We start from the raw sequence: 23147 nt of genomic DNA on the forward strand, positions 1-23147 counted from the left end.
GCCTAAAAATAACTTTTGGGAGGGTAAGCTACCGAACTACGGATGAATAGAATTATGCCAAAAAAGACTTGTTTTTTCCGAAGCAAATTGAGCGAGTTAACTCGCACGGATAGTATTAAGAACTATGTGCTTTTTAGGTTGATTTAACAGAAAGTTACCCACTACAATTGCAGGTGTTCAGCCCGTACATGATGATCTTCCAGAAAGATTTGGGCTTTGGTATCGAAGTCTTCGGTTGATTCGGTAGTGAAGTACTTTCTTATCCCCCGCTGAGTGCAGCGAGCTTTCATTTCAGGGTGCTTATTTAGGTAACTGGCTAAACTACGTGCCACAATTTCGCCCTGAGAAATTAATTGAACGTGTGCGGGTAGAAACTTCGCAATCTGATGGGCTAACAGCGGATAATGAGTACAAGCCAGTAAAATAGTATCAATATCTGGAGAACGGGACAGTAAGCGGTCAGTATGCTGCCGGATAAAGTACTCGGCACCTATAGTGTTATGCTCATTATTTTCTACCAAAGGCACCCACATGGGACACGCCTCCTGATAAATCTTTACTTCGGGAAAAAATTTCTTGATCTCAATCAGATACGACTCCGAATTAACCGTACCCTGCGTAGCGAAAAGGCCTACGTGGCCGCTTTGGGAGTAAGAACCAATAATTTCGGTAGTAGGGCGAATCACTCCTAGTATCCGGCGCGAACCATTGAGTTCGGGTAAATCACGCTGCTGAATGGTTCGCAGGGCTTTAGCGGAAGCAGTATTGCAAGCGAGAATCACTAGATTACAGCCCATGCCAAACAAGTGGCGTACACACTCTAACGTATAGTGATACACTACGTCGTAGGAGCGAATACCGTAGGGATTACGGGCATTATCACCCAGATAAATGTAATCGTACTGAGGCAATTGCTTTACCAACTGCTGAAAAATAGTAAGTCCGCCGTAACCGGAATCAAATACTCCAATAGGCCCCACTGGATAATTCATTGATACATGCTTCTGTCTGGCTAGATCGTTCGCAGCTATCGTGCCAGTCTTAAAAGAAGCAAGGAATACGTTTTTAAGGTCACTACTGTATTGTAAAATTGTATCCTACTACAATCAATACTGGCCAAGCTGTAGATAAATCAGATACTCTCGGATCATTTTTCATTGCTTGTTCAGCATCTCGAAATTCAGACGATCTGATAGGAATAAGTAATCCCAAATCCCAGTAATTGCCCTCTACACCCCAAGAGTTTATTTTGACACCTCCGCCAAATGTAGCTCCAGTGTATACTCGGTTATACTCTGATAGTCCTTTAACTTTAGTTGCTGCATTTGTACCGTACATACCTGTCATATAAAATTGGGTTGCGTTAGAACTGGGAAAATCTTTCCGTAAACCCACGTTATAACCAATGCCAGCGATCTGATAACCTAGTCCACCAAATAAATTCAACCCTTCTATAAGGTTGGTACCAGCCCGTATTCCTATGGCACCATACGGTAAACCAATGCCTACACCCAACGAGCTCTTCCCCTTTCTAGAACTTAAATGACCATCTTGGCAGTACCCAAAATGGGTTATACATGAAAGAGCTACTAAGGGAATAATGTGTTTTAGAGTAGTCATAACTTTTATTCTAGAATGTCCAATTAGGATCAATTACCTCTACTTTACTCTTATCTTGTACTTTTTGATACCGCTTCATACCACTCTCTATCAAGAATGACACATCTTCTTCCTGGCCTTTCGGGTCTTTTAGTCTTTGTTTGGCTATGATCTTTTTGACTCTCTTAACCATTTTTTCATTGTCCGGCGAAACTGGGCGCAGTTGCACGGCTGCTTTAACGGCTCCCATTGTAGGGCGCACTTCTAAGATGTACGTAGCATTAGGCTTTAAATCACCTCTAACAAAATCTCGGTTTTCAGCAGCAACCCAGAAAACGTGCTCTCCTGGATCACACTCATAGGTGAAGTAGTGAACCCCCCTCATTTTCCCTAGATATTGCTCCCCATCAAAGTACTTAAAGTTAATTAATGCCCCTGTACCTGATACTCGGGCAAAATAAACTAAGGACTTTCCTTCAGAAGGCTGTTGAAATTCTTGGCCAAAAACAGTAAAACTGCTAAACAAGGCTAATGCGATAAATAGAAGTGGTTTCTTCATTAATCTCGAATTATAATATATGTATATAAATAAAAACTATTAGCAAAATGCAATATACAGAAGTCTTATCAAATGTTCTTACCTAGCTTATCTTACATTGTAAGGTATGTAGGGTTGAATACGAATTTGTGGCAATGCAACAACTAGTTTAAGAAGTTGATTAGCCGACAAGAAATCAAGAACTGTAGATACTGATGCTTAGAAAGCAGAAGAAATACGGGAATTATTGTAAGTTAGAGATTCAGAAAAAAGTTATTAATAAGCCATTTCAAATACCCCCAACCTATGACTAGAAGACTATTTCCGTTGTTTACACTATTAATTATAGCCGCACTTTTTATTCAGGCGGATGACCCGAAGATGAAGAAGATTTTCAACGGCAAAAACCTAAAAGGCTGGGTAGAGCCGGAGAATAACATTTGGTGGTCAGTAGAAGATGGCATCCTAAAAGTGAAGAGTGGCCCCGACCAGACTGGATCTATCCTGTGGACGAAGAAAGAATACACTGACTTCGTGGTACAAGCCGATTTTAAAATGGGGGAAGGAACCGTAGACTCGGGCATTTTTCTTCGGCACGATAGTCAGCAAATCCAGATTGGTGAATCAGGGTCGCTCAAACGTGATATGACTGGTTCGCCCTACATTCCGGGCAAAGGTTATCCGGTGGAAGCGGAAGGTGTAGCTGACTTGCTTAAGATGGATGATTGGAATACCATGAAAGCTCAAGCAGTTGGTAACAAATACACCGTGTGGCTCAACGGCCAGGAAGTGATGAACTACACCTCTGAGAATGCAGTTGAGCAAGGCCCGATTGGCATTCAACTGCACCCTAATCGCGAGATGAGTATTGAATACCGCAACATTATGGCAGCGGAGTTATAAGTGACGATCAATAGCTGACAAAGGGCATCTGATTATCGTACCCTTTATGTTCTACCAAACGAAGAATAAAGTCGGCCAAGTCAGCCCGACCTAGTTTGGTACCTGCGTTCACGCCTACCCAGCCGATGCGGTATTCACCTCTTTTCGGTTCGTTGGTAAGTTGTGGTCCGCGTACAATTGTCCACGTCACATCGCTGTTCTTCAGTACTTCAGCGTGGCGAATAGCATCGTTTAGCACTCTGGGAACGGCTACTTTCATGATGAAGCGAATCACTTTATCGGGAAACTTAGGTCGATCCTTCTCATAGGGTAGCCCTCCGCCCGAAAGCGAAATAATTCGTGAAACCTGATATTCTTCCATGGCTGCCAGAATATTTTCAGTGCCTGTTGTTTGTAACCACTCCGGCGAGCCTTTCCCGTGTCCGAACAAACTCACTACAATATCAGTACCCGCTATCGTCCGATGGACATCTTCAAGGTTTAATACGTCGCCCGTAATAACCTCCAGATCAGGTGAGATTTTGGTTACCTTAGCAGGGGTGCGTACCAACGCTTTAATTTGATAATTCTTCGCTAACGCCTGTTGTAAAAATTCCTTACCAGTTTGCCCGGTACCGCCAAAAAGTGCGATGGTTTTCATATTTGAAGATATAATTACTGTATATGCTGGGATAGTGCGGTAAATCGGTTTTCTAATTCATTTAAAGGAGTGTAGCCGCGGGTTAGCGGATGATGCGTATTCTTTACTTCCGCAAACACGGTGGGAAAGCCCTGTACGCCCAGTTGCTGAGTGCGCTGAAATTCTTGCTGAGTTTGCGCTAAGAATGCATCTTCTTTCATTTGCTGGGTGAACCTTTCCCCGTCTATTCCGAAAGCCTCAGCAAGTAGTCCGTATGCTTTGGTATCTTCAGGAGCCGTGCCATCGTAGTAGATTGCCTTTTGTAAAGCCGAAGCAAATAAAACCGCCTCATTTGCCCGATACGATTTGAATACACTCAGTGCGATTGCCAGGGGCATAGAATTGAAAACAGTTGTTCCCTCTTCCAGAATATCTTCTAAAAAAGCTTTACCGAATTTCACTTCGGTAGATTTCTCTACATCGCGATAGGCTCGTTGGATGTAAGGAGCTACTTTACCAATGGGACCGATACGTTCGCCAGTAACCATTCCACCCGATAGTACCTCAAAATCCACTCTTTTTTGATGCTTTTGGTAGAATGCTTCCATCACGGAAGAAAAGCCGTAGCACCATCCGCATAATGCATCGTAAGCATAAATAATTTTCATAATTGTATTTCTCTTTTGCAGAGGTATACGCAAAAATATTTATCTTGGTGGTATAATAGTAAAAGAAGGGTACCTACCTTTAAGTAAGTATGAAAAAGAATAAGAACCTTAGCCCAACTTGTCCGATTCGTACTACGCTAGAAATGCTGGGTGGTAAATGGAGATTGCTCATCATTAGTGAGATTGGATCGGGTAGCCTTCGCTACGGCGAAATTAAGCGAGCCATTCCGGAAATCAGTGAGAAAATGCTGACCCAGGAGCTAAAAACACTGGTAGATAATAATTTGGTGGTGCGATACAATTACGGCGAAGTGCCGCCGCGCGTGGATTACTCGCTCACTGAGAACGGTGAGAAAGCATTACAGTTGATTGAACCAATTCGAGATTTTGGACTTCAGTACATCAAAAAGTGATGAGCAACTTTAGAAAATCAAGAAATTTATTGGTGTTTAAGCTGGTGATTGTTATTGCTGGATGTAATCCTAATAATAAGAACTCCTCCGAAGTAGATACCACAGCCGAGGAAGAACAGAAGCATTACGTAATTCTGATGGGTGGTCAGTCCAATATGGTGGGTTCGGGACGAGTAGCTGATTTGGATTCGGTGAATATTCCCGATCATATTACTTATTTCAATCGCGGAATGAAGCCAAATTTCAGCCAGGATTCGCTAAGCTTTGGTCCTGAGATAGGATTAAGCCAAATACTCCATCAACACTTCCCGGATTCTAATTTCATTTTAGTTAAATATGCGATTGGTGGGGCATCGCTACTAGACTGGGCACCGGATTACGATTCAGCTCAAGCAACGATTACCAGAAATGTGCGATTTGGAGTGATGTACGATTCATTGTGGAAGTACGTGAGTCAGGCTACGGCTACCGTCAATGAACCTACCGAAATTGCTGCGCTACTGTGGATGCAGGGCGAACGCGATGCCCGTATTCCTGAGGCCGGAGTAGATTACTATCCGCACTTCCGAACATTTATAGAACGTATTCGCCAGGATGCTGATCGCCCAAACTTGCCCATTATTTTTGGCTTGGTAAATCCAGACCCAGCCCGCTACGCCGCGGTAGATACCGTGCAAGCTGCCCAACGGCGTATTGCCAATGAAATGGATGACGTCTGGATGATTGATACCTCCGATTTGGGCAAGTGGGACGATAACGTACACTACAACTCGGCTGGCCAATTAGAACTAGGCCAACAGTTTGGTCAAGCTTTAGTGAAGTACTGGAAAGCCAGTGCTAAAAATTAGCAAAGAGTGTCTGCAAATCCATAGTTAAATCAGCTAAACGCTCTGCGCTCACTCCGTAGGTAATAATTTCGTGCTGGATAATAAACGTGATTGCCCCCGCTACGTAGCCCATTAGGGCCAGGAAACTTACCTTGCGAACGTACCACATGAAGTTAATCTTCTCAATACCCATCGCCGCTACTCCAGCCGCCGAGCCAATAATCAGAATGCTACCTCCGGTACCCGCACAATACGCTAGAAACTCCCAGAAGGTATGATCGGTCGGATAATCCAGCCCGTACATCCGCATCATGGCGGCTACTAGTGGCACATTATCAAAAATTGAAGAGAAGATACCTACCAACAAATTGATTACGTAAAAATTTCCGACGTTATCGCTCAGGTAATTCGCTACAATGGCTAGTTGCCCGGCTGACTGAAGCGCGCCCACGCACAGCAAAATTCCCAGGAAGAATAACACCGTTGAAGTATCCACCTTACGTAAGGCCATCAGTACCGAAAAGTGGGTTTTTAGGCTTTCATCTTTTCGGTGATGAATAATCTCAATGACTGTCCAGAGAAAGCCTAACCCTAGTAGAATACCCATATAAGGAGGAAGGTGCGTTACTAGTTTAAACACGGGTACAAAGACCAGTACCAGCACTCCCATAATGAGCACCAGCTTACGTTCAAATGAAGTTGATTTTAGTTCGATGTCTTCATCTGATGATAGTTTTTGCTGTATTTTTTTTCCTGAGGTTCGGGAAAGATACAGTAGCGGAAATAACATACATATCAGACTGGGTAGGAATAATTTGGTGATTACGTTTTGAGGAGTAATCTGACCGCCAATCCAGAGCATAGTGGTGGTAACATCACCAATGGGAGTAAAAGCTCCGCCCGCGTTGGCTGAAATAACTACTACACAAGCATACAGCCAGCGCTCATGCTTATCATCCACTAGTTTACGAAGCAACGAAACCAACACAATGGTTGTGGTTAGATTATCCAGAATACCGGATAAAACAAAGGCTAAGATAGCCATAATCCAGAGTAGCTTACGAGAGCTATCAGTTCTGATTCGGCTGACAATCGGCTCAAAACCATCGTGACTGTCGATAATTTCTACGATTGTCATGGCACCCAACAGAAAGAAGAGAATGCTCGCTATCTCACTCATATGGTGGGCAAGCTGCTCAGACACCATCTCTACCTCCGGTACCTGAAATACGTATATTGTCCAGCACAGTACACCAGCCAGTAGTGCCGTAGCTGCTTTATTAATGTGAAGAGAATGCTCGAGAGTAATTACTAAGTAGCCTATCAAAAATATGATAATCATCCAAACCATGACCTATGCACTTTGTCGCTAAAACACAATTTAATATTGCAATAATAGCAAAGGTAGACAGGCTACTCGTAGTATAATTATCCAATAAAAGGGAAATGGTACTTTCTGCTAAAAATCCTCAATCTTAATATTTTACGAAGGCAGGTGGTATTTAGAATACTGGTGATAGAGTATTGCTTTCTGTTGGGGTGATGATGGTTTGTATTTAGCAGCACGTGCCTTTTCGATAATGGCAAAGTTAGCCAGTATTTTATCTTCTAAATACCAAAATAACAATTGCTTATCGAACGATTCATAAAACTATGATCTTTACAAGAATTAAATGAAATTATTATCTTTTTTTTAGCAGTTAGTTCTTTTTTTTGTAATCTACTCTTTGTTTATTTGAAACTTACTTAACCTTCTAGAGAAGCTAGCCAATGTTTGGTAAGCCTCTAAATCTTAGAATAGACGTGCGCCTAACCAACCTAATTTGCATTAGTATGCTACTACTTAGCGTAGTTGCTTGTATCCCCAACGAAAAGTTAATATACTTTCCTAATCCTGAGTTTAATACTCAAGCTCCTACCGCAGTATATAACAACCGCCAGACCTATCAGCTTCAGCCTCGGGACGTTTTGTCGGTTAGAATTAAAACATTGGATGAGGATACTGAAGACTACTTCAACATTCAGCCTAGCAACGGGTTTATGCCACTAGATCCGGCAGGGCTTTTTATTAATGGCTATTCTATTAGTTCGGAAGGCATGGTAACGCTGCCCGAAGTTGGCGAAGTACAAGTTGGTGGTTATACTTTAGAAGAGGCAGAAGCCATTATCCGAGATGCTATAAGTAGCTACATTAGCGACGCCACCATACTAGTAAAGCTGGTGAGCTTCAAAGTGACCGTTTTGGGCGAAGTAAACAGACCTGGTTATTACTATGTGTTTAATGAGCAAGCAAATGTGCTGGAGGTACTGGGGCTAGCGGGTGATCTAACTGACTTTGGAAATCGTGAGAATATTACGCTAATTCGGCAAACAGAAAATGGAAGCGATGCCATACTGCTAAATCTAAAAGATCCCAAGCTGCTAGCTTCTGATTTTTACTTTTTACAGCCCAACGATGTGCTGTACATACAACCGTTGCAAGCCAAGCAAACGCGTGATAACCTGAATACGCTGAGTATACTGGGTATATTATTTGGGGCTGTTTCTTCAACGATATTGGTGCTAAACTTTATAAATAACTAGCGATGAAAGAAACGACTGAAGAAGAATTTATTGATATTCGGAAAGTACTATTAAAGTCCGTAGATAAATGGTACTATTTTCTGATTGGTCTGGCGCTTTGCTTCACTATAGCTATTCTCTACCTAAAAACAGCCCCTAAGCAGTATGAAGTGGAAGCTACCGTATTACTGAAAGACCAAGGACTTAGTGATCGGAGTTCAGGACAAGAGAAATTTATTAATGGTTTAGATCTACTTTCGGGTAATTCCGAATTGGCGGATGAAATTGCAATCCTTTCTTCTTACGCGATGGTGCAGCGAGCCCTAGAGCAGCTAGACTTTACGGTAAGCTATTTTCAGTACCCAGACACTTGGGGTTTTTTAGGCGAACAGATGGAGGAAGAAATTTATCACTCAAAGTTTGAAGCTATCCTGGATTATAAGGAACCCCAATTGATTGGGGTTCCTATCTATATCAGTTTTCCTGATCCTAAGCACTATCGGATTCAGGTAGATGCCGATGAGGCAACGCTGTTTGACGTAGCGAACCAGCAAGTAGTACAACCGGAAGTGGAGGCAAAAATGGATGAAACCCTTCCAATCAATCAACCTTATGAGTCGCCACTACTAAGTTTTCAGCTCGTCTTGGACTCTAGCTACGTAGTAGAGGAAGACCAGCAATTTTATATTATTGTGAATACTCTGCAAGGGCTGACTAAATCTTACTCGGGTAAGCTAGGTATTACGCCTATCTCGGAAGAATCGAGCATTGTTCAGTTGACCACCAAGGGGCGGATTCCCCAAAAAGAGAAGGCTTTTTTGAACACACTAGCTGAAGTATACATTCAGCATGATTTGAATAAGAAAAATGAGCTGGGACTACGCGCCATTGGGTTTATTGATACACAGTTAGCTACGGTATACGATTCATTGCAATCAGTAGAAGGCAATCTAGAATCCTTTCGAGCTTCTAATCAGATTATTGATATTAGTACCACTTCGGAGAGTTTGAACGCTCAATTACAGCAATTGGAGGCAGAGCAAGCTAAGCTGGGGGTTCAGCGCGAATACTATCAGTACACTTCAGAATATCTACGTAATAATGAAGATGTGACTGATGTGGTGGCCCCTTCTGCCGTAGGCATTAACGACCCGCTACTTAATAATCTGCTCCAAGACTTGTCGATAATGAACCAGGAAAAAGTAGAAAAGGCCTATAGTTCTGGTGAAAATAATCCAGTACTACGGGTGTTAGAGAATAAGATTCGTAGCACCAAAGCGGCACTGATCGAAAATATCGATAATTTGATTAGTTCTAACCGAATTGCCTCCCAAGAGAATCAGCGGAGAATTAACAGGCTGGAGGGCCAGGTTAATAACTTACCCCAAAGTGAACGCAACCTTATTAATATACAACGCAAGTTTGCTCTTAATAGTAATATTTACAATTACCTTTTGGAAAAACGGGCCGAAGCAGGGATTGCCTTAGCATCTAATCTGCCCAATAAAAGTATGGTAGATACTCCTCGCCTGATAGGTAGTACTGCCACCGAACCCAACAAAAGCTTAGTCTTCTTTTTGGCCTTTTTAGCTGGCATAGTTTTGCCTCTCGGATTGGTAACTGCCCAGCATCTGCTTAATACAAAAGTGAACGATAGTGCTGACCTGAACATTACCCCAACCATACCAGTCATTGGCTCTATTCCCCGAGCGGCACGAGGGCAAAAACTACCCGTACTGGCCCCATCATCACCGGTAGCCGAAGCATTTCGTTTCTTGCGTATTACGTTAGACCGGCAATGGCTTAGACAAGATACCCAGCCCATTGTTATTGGTGTTACCTCTGCCCAAGCGGGCGATGGCAAAACCTTTTGCGCTGCTAACTTAGCCGCAGCCTACGCGAGAGTAGGGAAAAAAACCTTGTTGATTGGAGCCGACTTACGAAAGCCACGTCTGCAAGAGTATTTTAATGTGAAGGACTTTGGGTTGGCTGAATACCTAGGCCAAGAAGCGGACTTTACCACGGTACTACAAAATACGGACTTACCACATTTGAGCGTACTAAGTGCTGGAAAAGCTACTTCTGACATTGCCTTGCTTATTGAAAGCGATAACTGCACCAAGAAACTGATACAAGAAGCCAAAGCGCAGTTTGATGTTATTATTTTTGACACCCCGCCGATAGGAATAGTGGCTGATGCTTTTGTTCTGTCTCCCTACATGGACATTTTTATTCATCTTATTCGGTACAATCATACGAACAAAGCTCAGATAGCTAAATTAGATAGCCTTTTTGAGTCGAAGGATATGAAGAATTTAGTGGTGGTAGTGAATGATTCCCGCAGGGATGAAAGCTACGGCTATAGTTACGACTATAACCCCGATTTGAATAAGAATTAATGAAAATACAGTACTATTTTTTGAACTGCTGTTAAGAAGAGCTAGCCTATGAGTGAGTTGACACTGAGAAGTAAGATATTAAGCGGAGTATTCTGGAATACGGTTCAGGTAGTTATTTATCGTTCCTTTTCATTTGTCATCAAGCTGGTGTTAGCCCGCCTGTTGTTTCCCGAACAGTTTGGTTTGGTAGGCATGGCCTCGGTATTTATCAGTTTTATTGAGGTATTTAATGATATAGGAATAGCAGCGGCCTTAGTACAGAGAAAAGAAGAAGATTTAAGGGAAGCCCATTTTCATACCTCGTTTTGGTCGGGGGTTGTTTGGTCTATTAGTTTGTACATTTTCATTGCACTGGTGGTTGCTCCGCTAGCAGCAATTTTCTACGAAGAACCGCTGCTTAGGTCTATTATTCCGGTGTTGAGTATTGGAGTTTTATCCAGTCCGGTAAACTTGGTACATAAAGCCCAGCTAACCAAAGCGATGGACTTTAAGAAACAAGCGTTTATTGAGAATGCAGCTCATATTTTTTCGGGGGTGTTATCGCTAATGCTGGCTTTTGCCGGAGCTGGGGTATGGGCCTTGGTATTTAATGCAGTAGCCTCCTTTTTAGTAGCCATGCCACTGTACTTTAGAGCTACCTCCTGGACACCCAAGTTGATATGGGAAAGAGAAGCGTTCAGTGATATTTTTGGTTTTGGCCTGTATACTACTGCCACTAATTTTTTCAATAATTTAATTAATAAGCTCGATTACTTATTAATTGGCAAGTTGGTATCCGCCTCAGCTTTAGGGGCTTACACCTTAGCTTTTATTTTAACTGACATTGTTAAAAATGAGCTAATGAACATTATGAACAAAGTAATGTACCCAGTGTATGGAACCGTACAAGATGATCTAAAGTCGCTTAAAAGCTACTACGTTACTATTGTAAAGTATAACTCCTTGGTGGTGTATCCGATCATGCTGTTGTGGATAATAGAAGGAGAACCAATACTACTTACTGTGTTTGGCGCAAAGTGGACTGAGGCCGTTATTCCTTTAAAACTATTAGCCGGTTCAGTGCTCTTTCATATGATGGTGAATAGTAATACTACGCTGGTTCGGGGCATGGGAAAGGCTCGACTAGAGATGAAACTTCAATTTTGGAAAGCACTGCTGATGTACGCGCCTCTATTGAGTGCAGGAATCTACTTCTACGGAATTAACGGAGCGGCTATGGCCTTTCTAGTAATTAAGTTTCTGAGCGTTTTTATTGTGCAGGTTTATATGAAAATTCTGATTGACTACACATTTGCTGACTTATTTAGAGCCATGAAAGTTCCGGTAGTTGCTTCAGCAATTGCATCTTTAGTTGTATTGGGGCTTCACGCTGTTGCCAATGTACACTTTATTATCTCTTCCGGTATTCTACTAATGATTTACACGCTTATTGTATATAAAATGATGGGGCAAGATATAGCTGTATTTGTCAAATCTTTAAAGAAAGAGAAAAAGCTGAAAACGTAGGTGAGCAGCACAGAAAATAAATGGATCTCGATTTTTAAGGGTGAGATAGGTGATTGACGTAAATGAGGGGGATGGGTTAACCATTATAAAATAGAGAATTTATACAATGAGAAAGGCTATTAAACTTTTGCGTTCGTATGCTCGAGCCACTATATCCAAAATTCAACAGCTAATACTGTATGTTAGTGCTGGTTCAGGGTTACGCTCTTCGCTGTATTATATTGTAAATTCTGAGTTTTATCGAGAACACCGCGCAGTAATTCTGGGGCAATTACAATACAACGAAAACATTCAACGTCCCTCTGGATCGGTGCCACTGTTAAGGCGAAATATACACCGTTTAGAAAAAGGGATGATTATGGTGCCTCGCCGCATTCCTTTTGGGGTTGACTATATTGGTGAAACGCTTGATGCTTACGAAAAGACGGTAAGTAGCCAGAATTTAAGAATAACAAATGAAGTGCTGTGGGCTCGTGATGTATTGATGTCTTATTTCTCAATATGTGGCAATTCAGCGGAGGTTAAACTATTCAAAGCTAAGTTTGATGCCTTGAGTCATCCGCAAGGAGATACTCCCGACGCTTTTTCAAAAATTGTGAAAGACCGTGTTCCTTACACTAAAAAATCACTGAATTCGTCGGGAATTACTCACGAGAAATTTCATGATCTCTGTATACAAAGAAGGTCAACCCGATGGTTTGAAGAGCGCGAAGTAGACATATCTTTGATAGATAAAGCAATATCTTCTGCTAGTTTAGCTCCCTCAGCCTGTAATAGACAGCCCTATAAGTTTTTGGTATTTAATAAGCAAGAAGACGCAACGGCAGTTGCTGAGCTTGCGGGAGGAACAGGCGGGTTTGCTCACCAAATTCCGGCATTAATTGCCTTAATTGGTGATCTGTCAAACTATTTCCACGAACGCGATAGACACTTAATTTATATCGATGCGTCTTTGGCCGCCATGACGTTTATGCACGCAGCCGAAACGCTTGGTCTCAGTACTTGTCCTATTAACTGGAGTGATGTCGCTAAAAGAGAAAAAAGCTTTTATCAGCTTGTGCCTTCTGTTCCTAGGCATATGCGCCCTATCATGCTAATTGCCGTTGGCTATGCAGATCAAGAATCTTTTATACCTTACTCATCGCGGAAAGAAATAGATTTGCTAAGAGTTCTGAACCCAGCGTTAGCAAAAACTTAGAGACGACAGTAATATTTTTTTATTGAATCAAGCATACCAAATTAACAACACATTACAAGATGAACACTTTAATAATCGGCGTAAATCTGAATAGCAAAGGGGCACAACTAATGCTAATTCCAATTAGCTTGATTAACGCTATTAATGAAGTAGTATCATCTTCAGCTACTAAAAACAAACAAGCTTAAAATGAGTAATATATCGTCGCTAGAAGAGCAGGTAATAAAGAATGACTACTGCATTGGGTGTGGAGTATGTAGCCATGTAAACACTGACTATACTGTAGAAATTGACCAGTATGGTATGTATAAAGCCAAATATTCTGGTAATGGCACACCACCGAAAGATGATCCAGCACTTGCTGTTTGCCCATTTTCTAATAAGGCTAAAAACGAGGATGAACTTGCTGATAAGTTATTTCAAAAAGCCAAAAAGAAGAATGAGTACATCGGGAAATATATTGCGAACTACGTAGGTTATGTGAAAGAAGGAGCCTTCCGAGAAAAAGGAAGTTCAGGTGGGTTTGGTAAGTGGATACTGAATGAACTACTTCGAGAAGATAAGGTAGACTATGTTGTTCAAGTAATCAGTAGCCAAAAGGAAGATACGCTATTCACTTTTCAAATCTTTACGAAGGAAGACAATATTTTGTCTGGTTCCAAATCAGCTTATTATCCTATCACATTAACTGACGCTCTTGACTTTATTAGAAAAAACGAGGGAAGATACGTTATCACTGCTGTCCCCTGCTTCAGTAAGGCAATCAGGAATCTATGTTTACAAGACAAAGTTATTAACGAACGGGTAAAATACGTTATTGGCATAATTTGCGGTCACTTAAAGTCTACCGCGTTTGCTGAACTTTTGGGATGGCAGCTAGGAGTTGAGCCTGATGACTTAGGTGGTATAGAGTTTCGAGACAAAATAGCAGGACTGCAAGCTAACGAAAAAGGAGTGTACGCTATTACAAAATCGGGGCAGTTGAGCGGGATTAAGTCCTCGAAAAAAATGTTTGGTGGCGATTGGGGACACGGATTGTTTAAGTATAAAGCGTGCGATTATTGTGATGATATTGTTGGCGAAACAACTGATGTTTCGGTAGGCGATGCCTGGTTAGAAGGATACATGGATGACCACAATGGTAATAATGTATTGGTCATTAGAAATGAAGAAATAGATAGTCTGATAAAAGAAGGTATTGCCCAAGGAAGACTGGCACTAAAAGAAGTTGAAGAAAGTATTGTGGTAGAGTCGCAATGGGGAGGAATAAAGCACCGAAGAGAAGGGCTTTCGTACCGGCTATTTCTAAAAAATAAGGATAACAGTTGGTATCCTAAGAAGAGAGTTGCACCAAGCAACAATATCAGTAATCAGAGAAAAAGGGTCTACGAAAACAGAGAGATAGTAAGAGATGCTTCTCACCAACTTTTTTTAAAAGCAAAAGAAAGAGGAAGCTGGCACTACTTTGTAAACTTAATGATGCCTTATATTAAAAAGTTGAACTATGTTCCTCTCTATCTAAAAGTAGTTAACAAGGCACTTAGAACTAAAGAGAAGCTTTGGAGTAGTTCAAAATGATGGTAGCTACTTCTTGCCATAAGTCTTACTCAATTAATTGAATAGATTTTCCCTTATACGAACAACGGTAATAACTAATAATCATGACGAAAATACTAGTAGTAGGCGGTGAGTTCTACAATAGAGGCGCAGAATTAATGATACACGCCGCTGGCGAGCAGATTGTTAAACACATTCCAGATGCCGAGTTGTATCTAAGCCCACTTCTGGCAAATGCTGAAAAGATTAATGCTGCTGGATATAAAGCAATTAACGCCCCTTTGTTTCACGTAGCATTCTGTCCGCAGCAGCAGTTTAATCTAACACTACTCTTCCCTGGGTTGGCTAAACAGTATCTTTCGTTCAAAAGAGGTATAGCTTTCTCAGGCAATACCACGCTCTCAGACATTGACGTAATCTTAGATATATCTGGGTACGTTTTTGCCGAAAAGTGGGGGATGAATCCAACGAATAATTTGCTCACTCTTCTAAAAAAGGTTAAGAAGAACAACACCAAATACATTTTTCTTCCTCAAGCATTTGGCCCGTTTAGCGAGCAGCAAGTACCACTTATAAAAGAGTGCTTTTCGCTATCAGACCTTGTAATTGCCAGAGAGAGTATGTCTTACCAAAACGTGCTGAAAGTAGCTACCGATAAGAGCAAAGTGAAATTGTATCCGGACATAACGTTATCGTACAAATTTGAGCCAGTTAGGGAAGATGGAGATTATTGCTGTGTTGTGCCCAATGTTAGAATGCTAGATAAAGCCGGAGAGGAATGGCGCAAGCACTACGAAGATGTTCTGTTAAACGCTATAAACTGTCTGCTCGATAATTCATCTTATAATATTAAGTTATTAAATCACTCTGCTCAAGGTGATGTAGAGTTGGTAAATAAGTTGTTTAACATTTACCGAGATAATCCTAGAGTTCTTAAAGTAGATGAAGATGACCCCAAGAAACTGAAGAAGATTATTGCGGGATCTTACCTTAATGTTGCTTCCAGATTCCACGCTATTGCATCATCTTTATCGTCATCGGTGCCCTGTATTATGACATCTTGGTCTCACAAATATCAAGAATTAGCCAAAGAATACGAAGTAAGCCGATATTGTATGGTTACGCCTACCCAACCGGAAGTAGCTACTTTAATTAAAGAACTGCTAGATTCTCAGGAGAATAGTGCAGTAAGAGCAAGAATAGAAACAGTTAATAGCCAGATAAAAGGGAAAAACAACGAAATGTGGGACGTAATTCGTGATACTTTGGCTATAAAGGCTAATTACGCTTAGAAAGAGAGCGGAGAATAGAAACCCTCTATAACTTCAAAATCTAGTTTCGTGATACCAGCAATTGTCGTTGTTACCCATAGCCGAACAAACTCATTAAAGAGAATATTGTCCTCTCTAGCAAAATCAGTGTACCCTGCGGGCATTCGCATACCGCTAATCATCAGTGTTGATGGAGGTTCGGAAAACAATCGCGAGATACTACACATTGCTACCGAATGTATTTGGGAACACGGCGAAAAGAAGATTATCGATCACCAAGAAAACCTAGGGCTAAGAAATCATATCATATCATGTGGCGACCTATCAGAAACGTACGGTGCCGTAATAGTGTTGGAAGACGACTGTTACGTGAGTCGTAATTTTTACAACTACGCCCTACAGTCAGTAGAATTTTTTGATGAAGACGAAAACATCGCCAGTATAGCCCTATACTCTAATCGGATCAATGAAAATGTGCTGCTTCCGTTTGAACCACTGTACGACGGCTACGATAACTACTTTATGCAGGTACCCTGCTCGTGGGGGCAAATATGGACTCAACAGCAGTGGCGTTCGTTCAAATCATTTTACAACAAAGAACCGGTAATCAGCAGTAGTGATAATATTCCGGAGAGGATAAAAAAATGGTCGGAAAGCTCGTGGAAGAAGTATTTCTACAAATATCTGGTGGATGAAGAAAAGTTTGTCGCATACCCTATACTATCGCATTCAACCAACTTTGCCGATGCGGGCGAACATTTACAGCAGGCTAACAGCTATTTTCAGGTGGGTTTAGAAACACTACCAGAGAGTTATACCTACAAACTTGTGGCACTAGATTACAGTGCTAATAAGTTTGATGCTTTCTCGGAGTACCATGCTTCTAACCTGTCTCAACTAGGTATAGCCGATGATGTAGAGCTTGATTTATACGGCTCAAAAAGGCTAGATTTGATTAATAAAACTTATGTGATATCATCTAAAGTCTGTAGAAAGCCGATACGTACTTATGGACTTGAACTAACGTGTTTATCACAAAATATTCGCGATGGTATTGAGGGAAACTTCTTTTCGTACGCACTAAAAACAGAATTTGAGAACAGTACCACTTTACCCAAGAGCAAGTCTAATGCTTTTGTCGAAAAAATGGTGCCCCTACCCTATACGTTAGGCTCTTCTGCCGGAAAGCGGTGGTTTATCAATAAGTTGTTTCCTTTCGTTCGGTTGTAGAAACTAGCGTTGTTTTATCTCCTATTAGGCTATCAATACTATTTAACTAGTGACAGAAAATAACAGCGATCGTACCCTAATTCTTGAGTCTGGTTTTACTGGCCATAGGGGGGAGTATATCTCTCATCTGATGCGGTTCATTAACGATAATGCCAATTTGCACGATAAATATATATTCTTCCTAAATGAAAAAATAGTCCCGCTGTTAGGACAGTTAACTGAGTCGCCGAACTACTTTATTGAATACGTTAACCCCACTGAAGCCCGATCTAACTTTATTAGCCAAAGCTTTTACGAATGGACACTCGTGGCTGAAAAGATAAGCCAAATTCGTAAGAATATTAATGAGATTATTTTCATGAGTGTGGATGAACACTTGATTTTACTTACTACCCGGCGTTTTAAAAAGTTCAACCTATCGGTGAAGGGCGTTTTGTTTCAACCCTACGTACACTATAAGAATTCAACCGATAAAAAAGGCCTTCTAAGAAACTACATTTCCCAAAAGTATGCTACTGCTTTGAATAAAAGCATTAAGAAGCTTTTCATTCTGAATGATGAGAAAACAGTCTGCGAAATGAATAAAAGCATTAAACGCTGTTTTGCTTATTTACCCGACCCTATTGAAGATAAGCCAGTAAGTAGCGATGCCCTGGTGCATGATGAAATAATCGAGAAATTCTCATTACACGCTACAAAGAAGCATTTGCTAGTGTTCGGTATGATTGACGAACGGAAAAATATCACCACCATTATTGATGCTCTGCGGTTGCTACCGAGCGAAATCAAAAAATCGGTACACCTGCTTATTATCGGCAGACTGGATGGAGCGGTTAAAAAGAAATACCAAGATCATATTCACCAGCACCAAGATGAGATAAATATTACCTTCAACGACCAATTTGCAACCAAAGGTGAAATGGAGGTTGTGTTTACGAATTGCCATATTGTGCTTATGCCGTATATTAATTTCTACAGCTCAAGTGGAATTTTAGGGCACGCAATTAAGCACCAAAAGAATGTTGTTGCCTCTAACCAAGGGTTAGTGGGCAGACTAGTAGCTGAGAAAAACCTCGGAATTGCGGTTAATCCTCTAGATCCTAAAGAAATAAAAGATGCTATTTGCCAATTGATATACCAGCCGGAAAAGTACCAGTATCAAAGTGCGGAGTATTTACACGAATATAGCCCGGAGAATTTTTCCAGAGCTATTTTAACCGAAGAATAATTATAAAATTAGATTTATAGTTTATAAATTTATGTGATTCAAAGTATGATAATGGGAATATCGTATAAGACATATAAAGAAAAATATCATTTTTCACTGAATCTATATTCAATATTTTTAATCGTTACCTTTATTCCAGACATCGTAGGGATAAACAACTCTATAATAAAGTATCTTTTCTGGGTAGTACGATTATCGCTCGCCCTGTGGATTATCTACAAAGATTACCGCTCGGCCTTTCGGCTTAGCCTGTTTGAATTTTTGTTTGTTATTCTGGCCCTTATTTACACCACTAACCTGTTCATTGATGTTTTCTTAGATCCTATTCCGGCTCTAAAGAATAGTGGTTTTACTGATTTTATCGGATTTTTTATTGGTATTATTCTCGCGCTTTCTTTTCGATATGACTCCGCTTTTCATTCAGAAACTTCTTTCAAATTTTTTTGGGTAACCCTGACCTTCGGGTTGATAGTCGCTTACTTTTTAGCCATAGAAAATACGCACCTCGATGTCTCCAATGTTCGGTACGATGCCAACTCTACGATTAACACCATCATGTACGGCCAAACCGGTTGCGCGCTTTCTCTAATCTCGTTATTTGGATTTATTCACTATAAAAAAGCAACGCTTAAAATACTATTCGCCCTTACCTTTGTCGTTGGTCTTTTATCTATCGCCAAGGCCGGTTCCCGGTCGCCGGTAGTAGTGTTAGCGTTGGTCAGCATTTTTTATATGATCGCTAGGCTAGGAAAGGTAAAGGGCTTACTGATATTATCTGTTTTTGTCGGGTTAGTCCTCATCAATATCAAAGCCATTATCGGCTTACTAAGTAGTATGGGGAGCAGTTTAGCGGTACGTTTAACCAGCATGATTCAGGATAAAGAAACCAGTGGGCGGGATGTGATATACGCTAACGCGCTGAGTATTATAGAAGAGTCGCCTATTTTTGGTTCTTACTATCTGATACCATCGGGAATAGGAGCTGGAGGGTACCCCCACAACTACTTTTTAGAAGTTTTTATGACTACCGGTGCCTTAGGGGGAGTTATCTTTTTAGCATTAGTAATTTATAGCCTGTTTAAATCCTACAATCTGATAAGAGCGCAGCACTTTTCCAGTTGGATTGTGATTCTGTACTTACAAATACTGGTGTACGGCATGTTTTCTACCGGGCTTTACACCTCTCAAGACTTCTGGATATTACTATTTTACACCGGATCTTTAAAAGTTAGCAGCTCGCTATCTACTAATACACTCCCCCAGAATAATAGATTGCCAGGTAGAATGCGGGTTCTGGCTAAATAATGTTATGAACGCACCTATTGCCCTATTTGCCTATAAGCGACTAGATACACTGAAGCGGACTGTTTCGGCATTGCAGCAGAATGTGCTAGCTAGAGAGAGCGATTTATTCATCTTTTCTGATGCCGCTAAAACGCAGGCTGATGAGTTGGCTGTTAACAACATTCGCGATTTTTTGAAAACAATAGAGGGGTTCCGAAGCATTCGTATTTCTGAGGCTAAAGCCAATCAAGGGTTAGCCAAATCAATTATTAGTGGAGCTACCGAAGTATTAAATAGCTACGACACGGTTATTGTGTTAGAAGATGATTTGGCTGTTTCGTCTAATTTCCTTTCGTTCATGAATCAGTGTCTATCCTTTTACAGCAACTACCCCGAAGTGCTCTCTGTATCTGGTTACACCATGCCAATGGAGGTTCCCGAAGACTACTCCTACGATGTTTATGCTTTTCCTCGGGTAAGCTCCCACGGTTGGGCCACCTGGAAAAGTAAGTGGGTTGGCATTGATTGGGAAATTAAGGATTTTGATAAGTTTAAACAGTCGGCAACCAACCGAAAGGACTTTAGATCGCACGGAAGTGATTTGTACCGAATGTTAAGTCGGCAAATGCAGGGAAAAATAGACTCCTGGGCTATTCGGTGGCAGTACCATTTATATAAGGAGAAGCTCTTTACAATTTATCCTACTATTTCGAAAGTTGAAAATATTGGCTTTGGTGCTGGTGCTACCCACACCACAGGCTTTGATCGCTTCACAACGAAGCTCGATAAAAGTGATAGCACCGCATTTCAATTGTTGCCTAACGTAGCGTCAAATAAAAAAATACATGAGCAGTTTATGGATTTCTACTCAGTAAAATCCCGGGGTATTGCCAAGCTGAAACAACTAATTGGAGTTCTCCGCTAATCTATTTTTAGAACGTATATTGCTATAAGACTTATCACACACTATAAATGATAAAAAATGTTATAATCATTGATTTATTTATTGACAAAACTAGCCCCGCTGGAAGTTGCATACTGCAAGAAATTAAAGGTATTTCTAAAGATTATAATATAACTGTGCTATCAAGCCACTTAGCACTTGAAGATAGAGGTTATCTGGCTTTTCATAAAATAAAGCTACTTAGTCAACTGAATTTTCTAAGGTATTTGACTTTTTATTTTGCGGTAAAAATTAAAATGGTCAGTCTTTTAAAAAAAATGAGGCAGGAAGAAGGTAGTAAGACGATAGTGCAAGCAACCAGCGGGCAATACACTCAGTGTGATATATGCTACGCTCACTTCTGCCATACAGCTTATCTAGCTAAGCACTGGCATAAAGTAAATGTAAGAGGCATTAGAAAATTCTTACGCAGATTAAACCATAAATTCAACGCCCAAAAAGAAAAGAAAGCATTCTCAAGTGCTAAACTTATTGTAGTGCCTTCGCAAGGATTGAAGAGAGAAATTCAGGAGTGTTACCCTAGCACAGCTAAGAAACTAATGGCAATTCCTAACCCGGTTGATACGAAGCGATTTAGTCGTGATGCCGAGGTGGGGCACAACCAGCGAAACGCACTGGGGTTCACCGAAGCAGATACCGTGATTGCCTTTGCTGCTCTGGGCGACTTTGAGCGTAAAGGGTTGGGACTATTGCTGGAAGCCTTGTCTTTGCTAAAGCGGGACGCGCCTCGCTACAAAATACTGGTGATTGGGGGGCGAGGCCCCGAGATTGCACTCTTTCAAAAGAAAGCCAGCCAACTAGGCGTGAGCGGTCAGGTGGTATTTGCTGGCTTTCAAAAAGATATTCGTCCCTACCTGTGGGCCGCCGATATGTTTTCGTTGCCCTCTATCTACGAAACATTTTCTTTGGTGTGTATGCAAGCTGCGGCGGCCCGATTGCCGTTATTGGTCACTAGCTTTAGCGGATCGGATGAGTACGTAGTTGATAGCGAGAATGGGTGGTTTATTGAGCGTTCGGCAACAGCCATTGCTGCTAAGCTACAGGACATTGATGCGAATAAAACAATGCTGGAAGAAATGGGGGCGAATGCCGAAAAGACGGCTCATCGGTACAGTCAGGAAGTCTTCCAAGAACGATGGCGCAATCTATACCATAACTTCACAGCGAGAAAAACCATAGCCAAGTAGACGTAGTAGTAACAATGAACATTATCATCATCGACCTTTTCCTTAATAAAAACAGCCCGGTTGGAAGTTGTATCTTACAAGAGATTAAAGGTCTATCCAAAACGCATCAACTGACGATATTGTCAAGCCATTTGGAGGCCAAGGATCAAAACCACTTGGCCTTTCATAAGGTAAGGATGCCCAGCCAGCCAAATTTTTTGAGGTACTTTATGTTTTATTACCTAGTTAGAACAAAGATGTTTTTCTTACTCAAAAGGGTGAGGCAGTCAGCTAGTGAGAGAATAGTTGTTCAGGCGTCTGGTGGGCAATATACCGAGTGCGACATCTGTTATACCCAGTTCTGCCACGCTGCCTACCTTGAAGAGCACTGGCATAAAGTAGATGTCAAGGGGGTTAGAAAGCTTTTACGCAAACTAAACCATAGTTTTAACGCTCGGAAGGAAAAAAAGGCCTACCAAAATGCTAAAGTTATCGTAGTACCTTCGCAAGGATTGAAGAGAGAGCTTCAAGAGTATTATTCCGGTACCACTGAAAAGATAGTTGTGATTTCCAATCCGGTTGATACGAAGCGGTTCAGTCGTGATGCCGAGGTGGGGCACAACCAGCGAAACGCACTGGGGTTCACCGAAGCAGATACCGTGATTGCCTTTGCTGCTCTGGGCGACTTTGAGCGTAAAGGGTTGGGACTATTGCTGGAAGCCTTGTCTTTGCTAAAGCGGGACGCGCCTCGCTACAAAATACTGGTGATTGGGGGGCGAGGCCCCGAGATTGCACTCTTTCAAAAGAAAGCCAGCCAACTAGGCGTGAGCGGTCAGGTGGTATTTGCTGGCTTTCAAAAAGATATTCGTCCCTACCTGTGGGCCGCCGATATGTTTTCGTTGCCCTCTATCTACGAAACATTTTCTTTGGTGTGTATGCAAGCTGCGGCGGCCCGATTGCCGTTATTGGTCACTAGCTTTAGCGGATCGGATGAGTACGTAGTTGATAGCGAGAATGGGTGGTTTATTGAGCGTTCGGCAACAGCCATTGCTGCTAAGCTACAGGACATTGATGCGAATAAAACAATGCTGGAAGAAATGGGGGCGAATGCCGAAAAGACGGCTCATCGGTACAGTCAGGAAGTCTTCCAAGAACGATGGCGCAATCTATACCATAACTTCACAGCGAGAAAAACCATAGCCAAGTAGACGTAGT

Annotated in this window: 21 protein-coding genes; 15 read left to right on the top strand and 6 right to left on the bottom strand. The window is 41.5% G+C overall.

Annotated elements, in window-relative coordinates:
* Positions 1-161: 161 nt before the first annotated feature.
* The 3 genes from murI to P0M28_RS15380 all read right to left on the bottom strand — a co-directional run bounded on the left by murI (position 162) and on the right by P0M28_RS15380 (position 2158).
* Positions 162-992 (bottom strand): glutamate racemase, encoded by an 831-nt coding sequence (gene murI / locus P0M28_RS15370; RefSeq protein ID WP_302203271.1) that lies wholly within the window; start codon positions 990-992, stop codon positions 162-164.
* Between the two features lie 82 nt (positions 993-1074).
* Entirely contained in the window at positions 1075-1620 is a 546-nt protein-coding gene (locus P0M28_RS15375) for a hypothetical protein (protein WP_302203272.1), read from the bottom strand.
* Between the two features lie 10 nt (positions 1621-1630).
* The gene (locus tag P0M28_RS15380) at positions 1631-2158 is read right to left on the bottom strand and encodes a hypothetical protein (RefSeq protein WP_302203274.1); all 528 of its coding nucleotides are present in this window, start codon (positions 2156-2158) and stop codon (positions 1631-1633) included.
* Positions 2159-2443: 285 nt separating this feature from the next.
* On the opposite strand from P0M28_RS15380, the gene P0M28_RS15385 reads away from it, so the two are divergent.
* Positions 2444-3040 (top strand): 3-keto-disaccharide hydrolase, encoded by a 597-nt coding sequence (locus P0M28_RS15385; RefSeq protein WP_302203276.1) that lies wholly within the window; start codon positions 2444-2446, stop codon positions 3038-3040.
* A gap of 7 nt (positions 3041-3047) precedes the next feature.
* On the opposite strand, the gene P0M28_RS15390 is transcribed toward P0M28_RS15385, so the two are convergent.
* Both P0M28_RS15390 and P0M28_RS15395 read right to left on the bottom strand, forming a co-directional pair.
* Positions 3048-3680: an NAD(P)-dependent oxidoreductase gene (locus tag P0M28_RS15390; RefSeq protein WP_302203277.1), complete on the bottom strand. Its 633-nt coding sequence runs from the start codon at positions 3678-3680 to the stop codon at positions 3048-3050.
* Between the two features lie 14 nt (positions 3681-3694).
* Positions 3695-4327: a DsbA family protein gene (locus tag P0M28_RS15395; protein WP_302203278.1), complete on the bottom strand. Its 633-nt coding sequence runs from the start codon at positions 4325-4327 to the stop codon at positions 3695-3697.
* Between the two features lie 89 nt (positions 4328-4416).
* Here P0M28_RS15395 and P0M28_RS15400 point away from each other — a divergent pair, with 89 nt between their 5' ends.
* Positions 4417-4740 carry a winged helix-turn-helix transcriptional regulator gene (locus tag P0M28_RS15400; RefSeq protein ID WP_302203279.1) on the top strand — a complete coding sequence of 108 codons (324 nt, stop codon included), beginning with the start codon at positions 4417-4419 and terminating at the stop codon, positions 4738-4740.
* Positions 4740-5588 carry a sialate O-acetylesterase gene (locus P0M28_RS15405; protein WP_302203281.1) on the top strand — a complete coding sequence of 283 codons (849 nt, stop codon included), beginning with the start codon at positions 4740-4742 and terminating at the stop codon, positions 5586-5588. The genes P0M28_RS15400 and P0M28_RS15405 overlap by 1 nt, the downstream gene beginning before the upstream one ends.
* On the opposite strand, the gene nhaD is transcribed toward P0M28_RS15405, so the two are convergent.
* Complete coding sequence (gene nhaD, locus P0M28_RS15410; protein ID WP_367281863.1) at positions 5578-6909, bottom strand: sodium:proton antiporter NhaD; 1332 nt, start codon at positions 6907-6909, stop codon at positions 5578-5580. The two genes, P0M28_RS15405 and nhaD, sit on opposite strands and share 11 nt — an antisense overlap.
* Before the next feature lie 491 nt (positions 6910-7400).
* Between nhaD and P0M28_RS15415 the strand changes: the two genes are divergently transcribed.
* The 12 genes from P0M28_RS15415 to P0M28_RS15470 all read left to right on the top strand — a co-directional run bounded on the left by P0M28_RS15415 (position 7401) and on the right by P0M28_RS15470 (position 23140).
* Positions 7401-8150 (top strand): polysaccharide biosynthesis/export family protein, encoded by a 750-nt coding sequence (locus P0M28_RS15415; RefSeq protein WP_302203283.1) that lies wholly within the window; start codon positions 7401-7403, stop codon positions 8148-8150.
* A 2-nt stretch (positions 8151-8152) separates the two neighbouring features.
* Positions 8153-10528, top strand: coding sequence for a GumC family protein (locus P0M28_RS15420; RefSeq protein WP_302203285.1), 2376 nt, complete (start codon positions 8153-8155; stop codon positions 10526-10528).
* A gap of 48 nt (positions 10529-10576) precedes the next feature.
* Positions 10577-12034, top strand: coding sequence for a lipopolysaccharide biosynthesis protein (locus P0M28_RS15425; RefSeq protein WP_302203287.1), 1458 nt, complete (start codon positions 10577-10579; stop codon positions 12032-12034).
* A gap of 106 nt (positions 12035-12140) precedes the next feature.
* Positions 12141-13232, top strand: a complete 1092-nt coding sequence (locus P0M28_RS15430; RefSeq protein ID WP_302203289.1) for a nitroreductase family protein — start codon at positions 12141-12143, stop codon at positions 13230-13232.
* Positions 13233-13421: 189 nt separating this feature from the next.
* Positions 13422-14810, top strand: coding sequence for a Coenzyme F420 hydrogenase/dehydrogenase, beta subunit C-terminal domain (locus tag P0M28_RS15435; protein WP_302203291.1), 1389 nt, complete (start codon positions 13422-13424; stop codon positions 14808-14810).
* 83 nt (positions 14811-14893) lie between these two features.
* Entirely contained in the window at positions 14894-16081 is a 1188-nt protein-coding gene (locus tag P0M28_RS15440; protein WP_302203293.1) for a polysaccharide pyruvyl transferase family protein, read from the top strand.
* A 105-nt stretch (positions 16082-16186) separates the two neighbouring features.
* Positions 16187-17290 (top strand): hypothetical protein, encoded by a 1104-nt coding sequence (locus P0M28_RS15445; protein WP_302203295.1) that lies wholly within the window; start codon positions 16187-16189, stop codon positions 17288-17290.
* 49 nt (positions 17291-17339) lie between these two features.
* Positions 17340-18518: a glycosyltransferase gene (locus P0M28_RS15450; protein WP_302203296.1), complete on the top strand. Its 1179-nt coding sequence runs from the start codon at positions 17340-17342 to the stop codon at positions 18516-18518.
* 45 nt (positions 18519-18563) lie between these two features.
* Entirely contained in the window at positions 18564-19823 is a 1260-nt protein-coding gene (locus P0M28_RS15455) for an O-antigen ligase family protein (protein WP_302203297.1), read from the top strand.
* A gap of 4 nt (positions 19824-19827) precedes the next feature.
* On the top strand, positions 19828-20727 hold the full coding sequence (locus P0M28_RS15460; RefSeq protein ID WP_302203298.1) for a glycosyltransferase family protein: 900 nt from the start codon (positions 19828-19830) through the stop codon (positions 20725-20727).
* A gap of 296 nt (positions 20728-21023) precedes the next feature.
* Entirely contained in the window at positions 21024-21953 is a 930-nt protein-coding gene (locus tag P0M28_RS15465; protein WP_302203299.1) for a glycosyltransferase family 4 protein, read from the top strand.
* Between the two features lie 14 nt (positions 21954-21967).
* Entirely contained in the window at positions 21968-23140 is a 1173-nt protein-coding gene (locus P0M28_RS15470; protein ID WP_302203301.1) for a glycosyltransferase family 4 protein, read from the top strand.
* Positions 23141-23147: the final 7 nt, after the last annotated feature.

Origin of the sequence: Tunicatimonas pelagia, from assembly GCF_030506325.1 — a bacterium.
Classification (GTDB): Bacteria; Bacteroidota; Bacteroidia; order Cytophagales; family Cyclobacteriaceae; genus Tunicatimonas; species Tunicatimonas pelagia.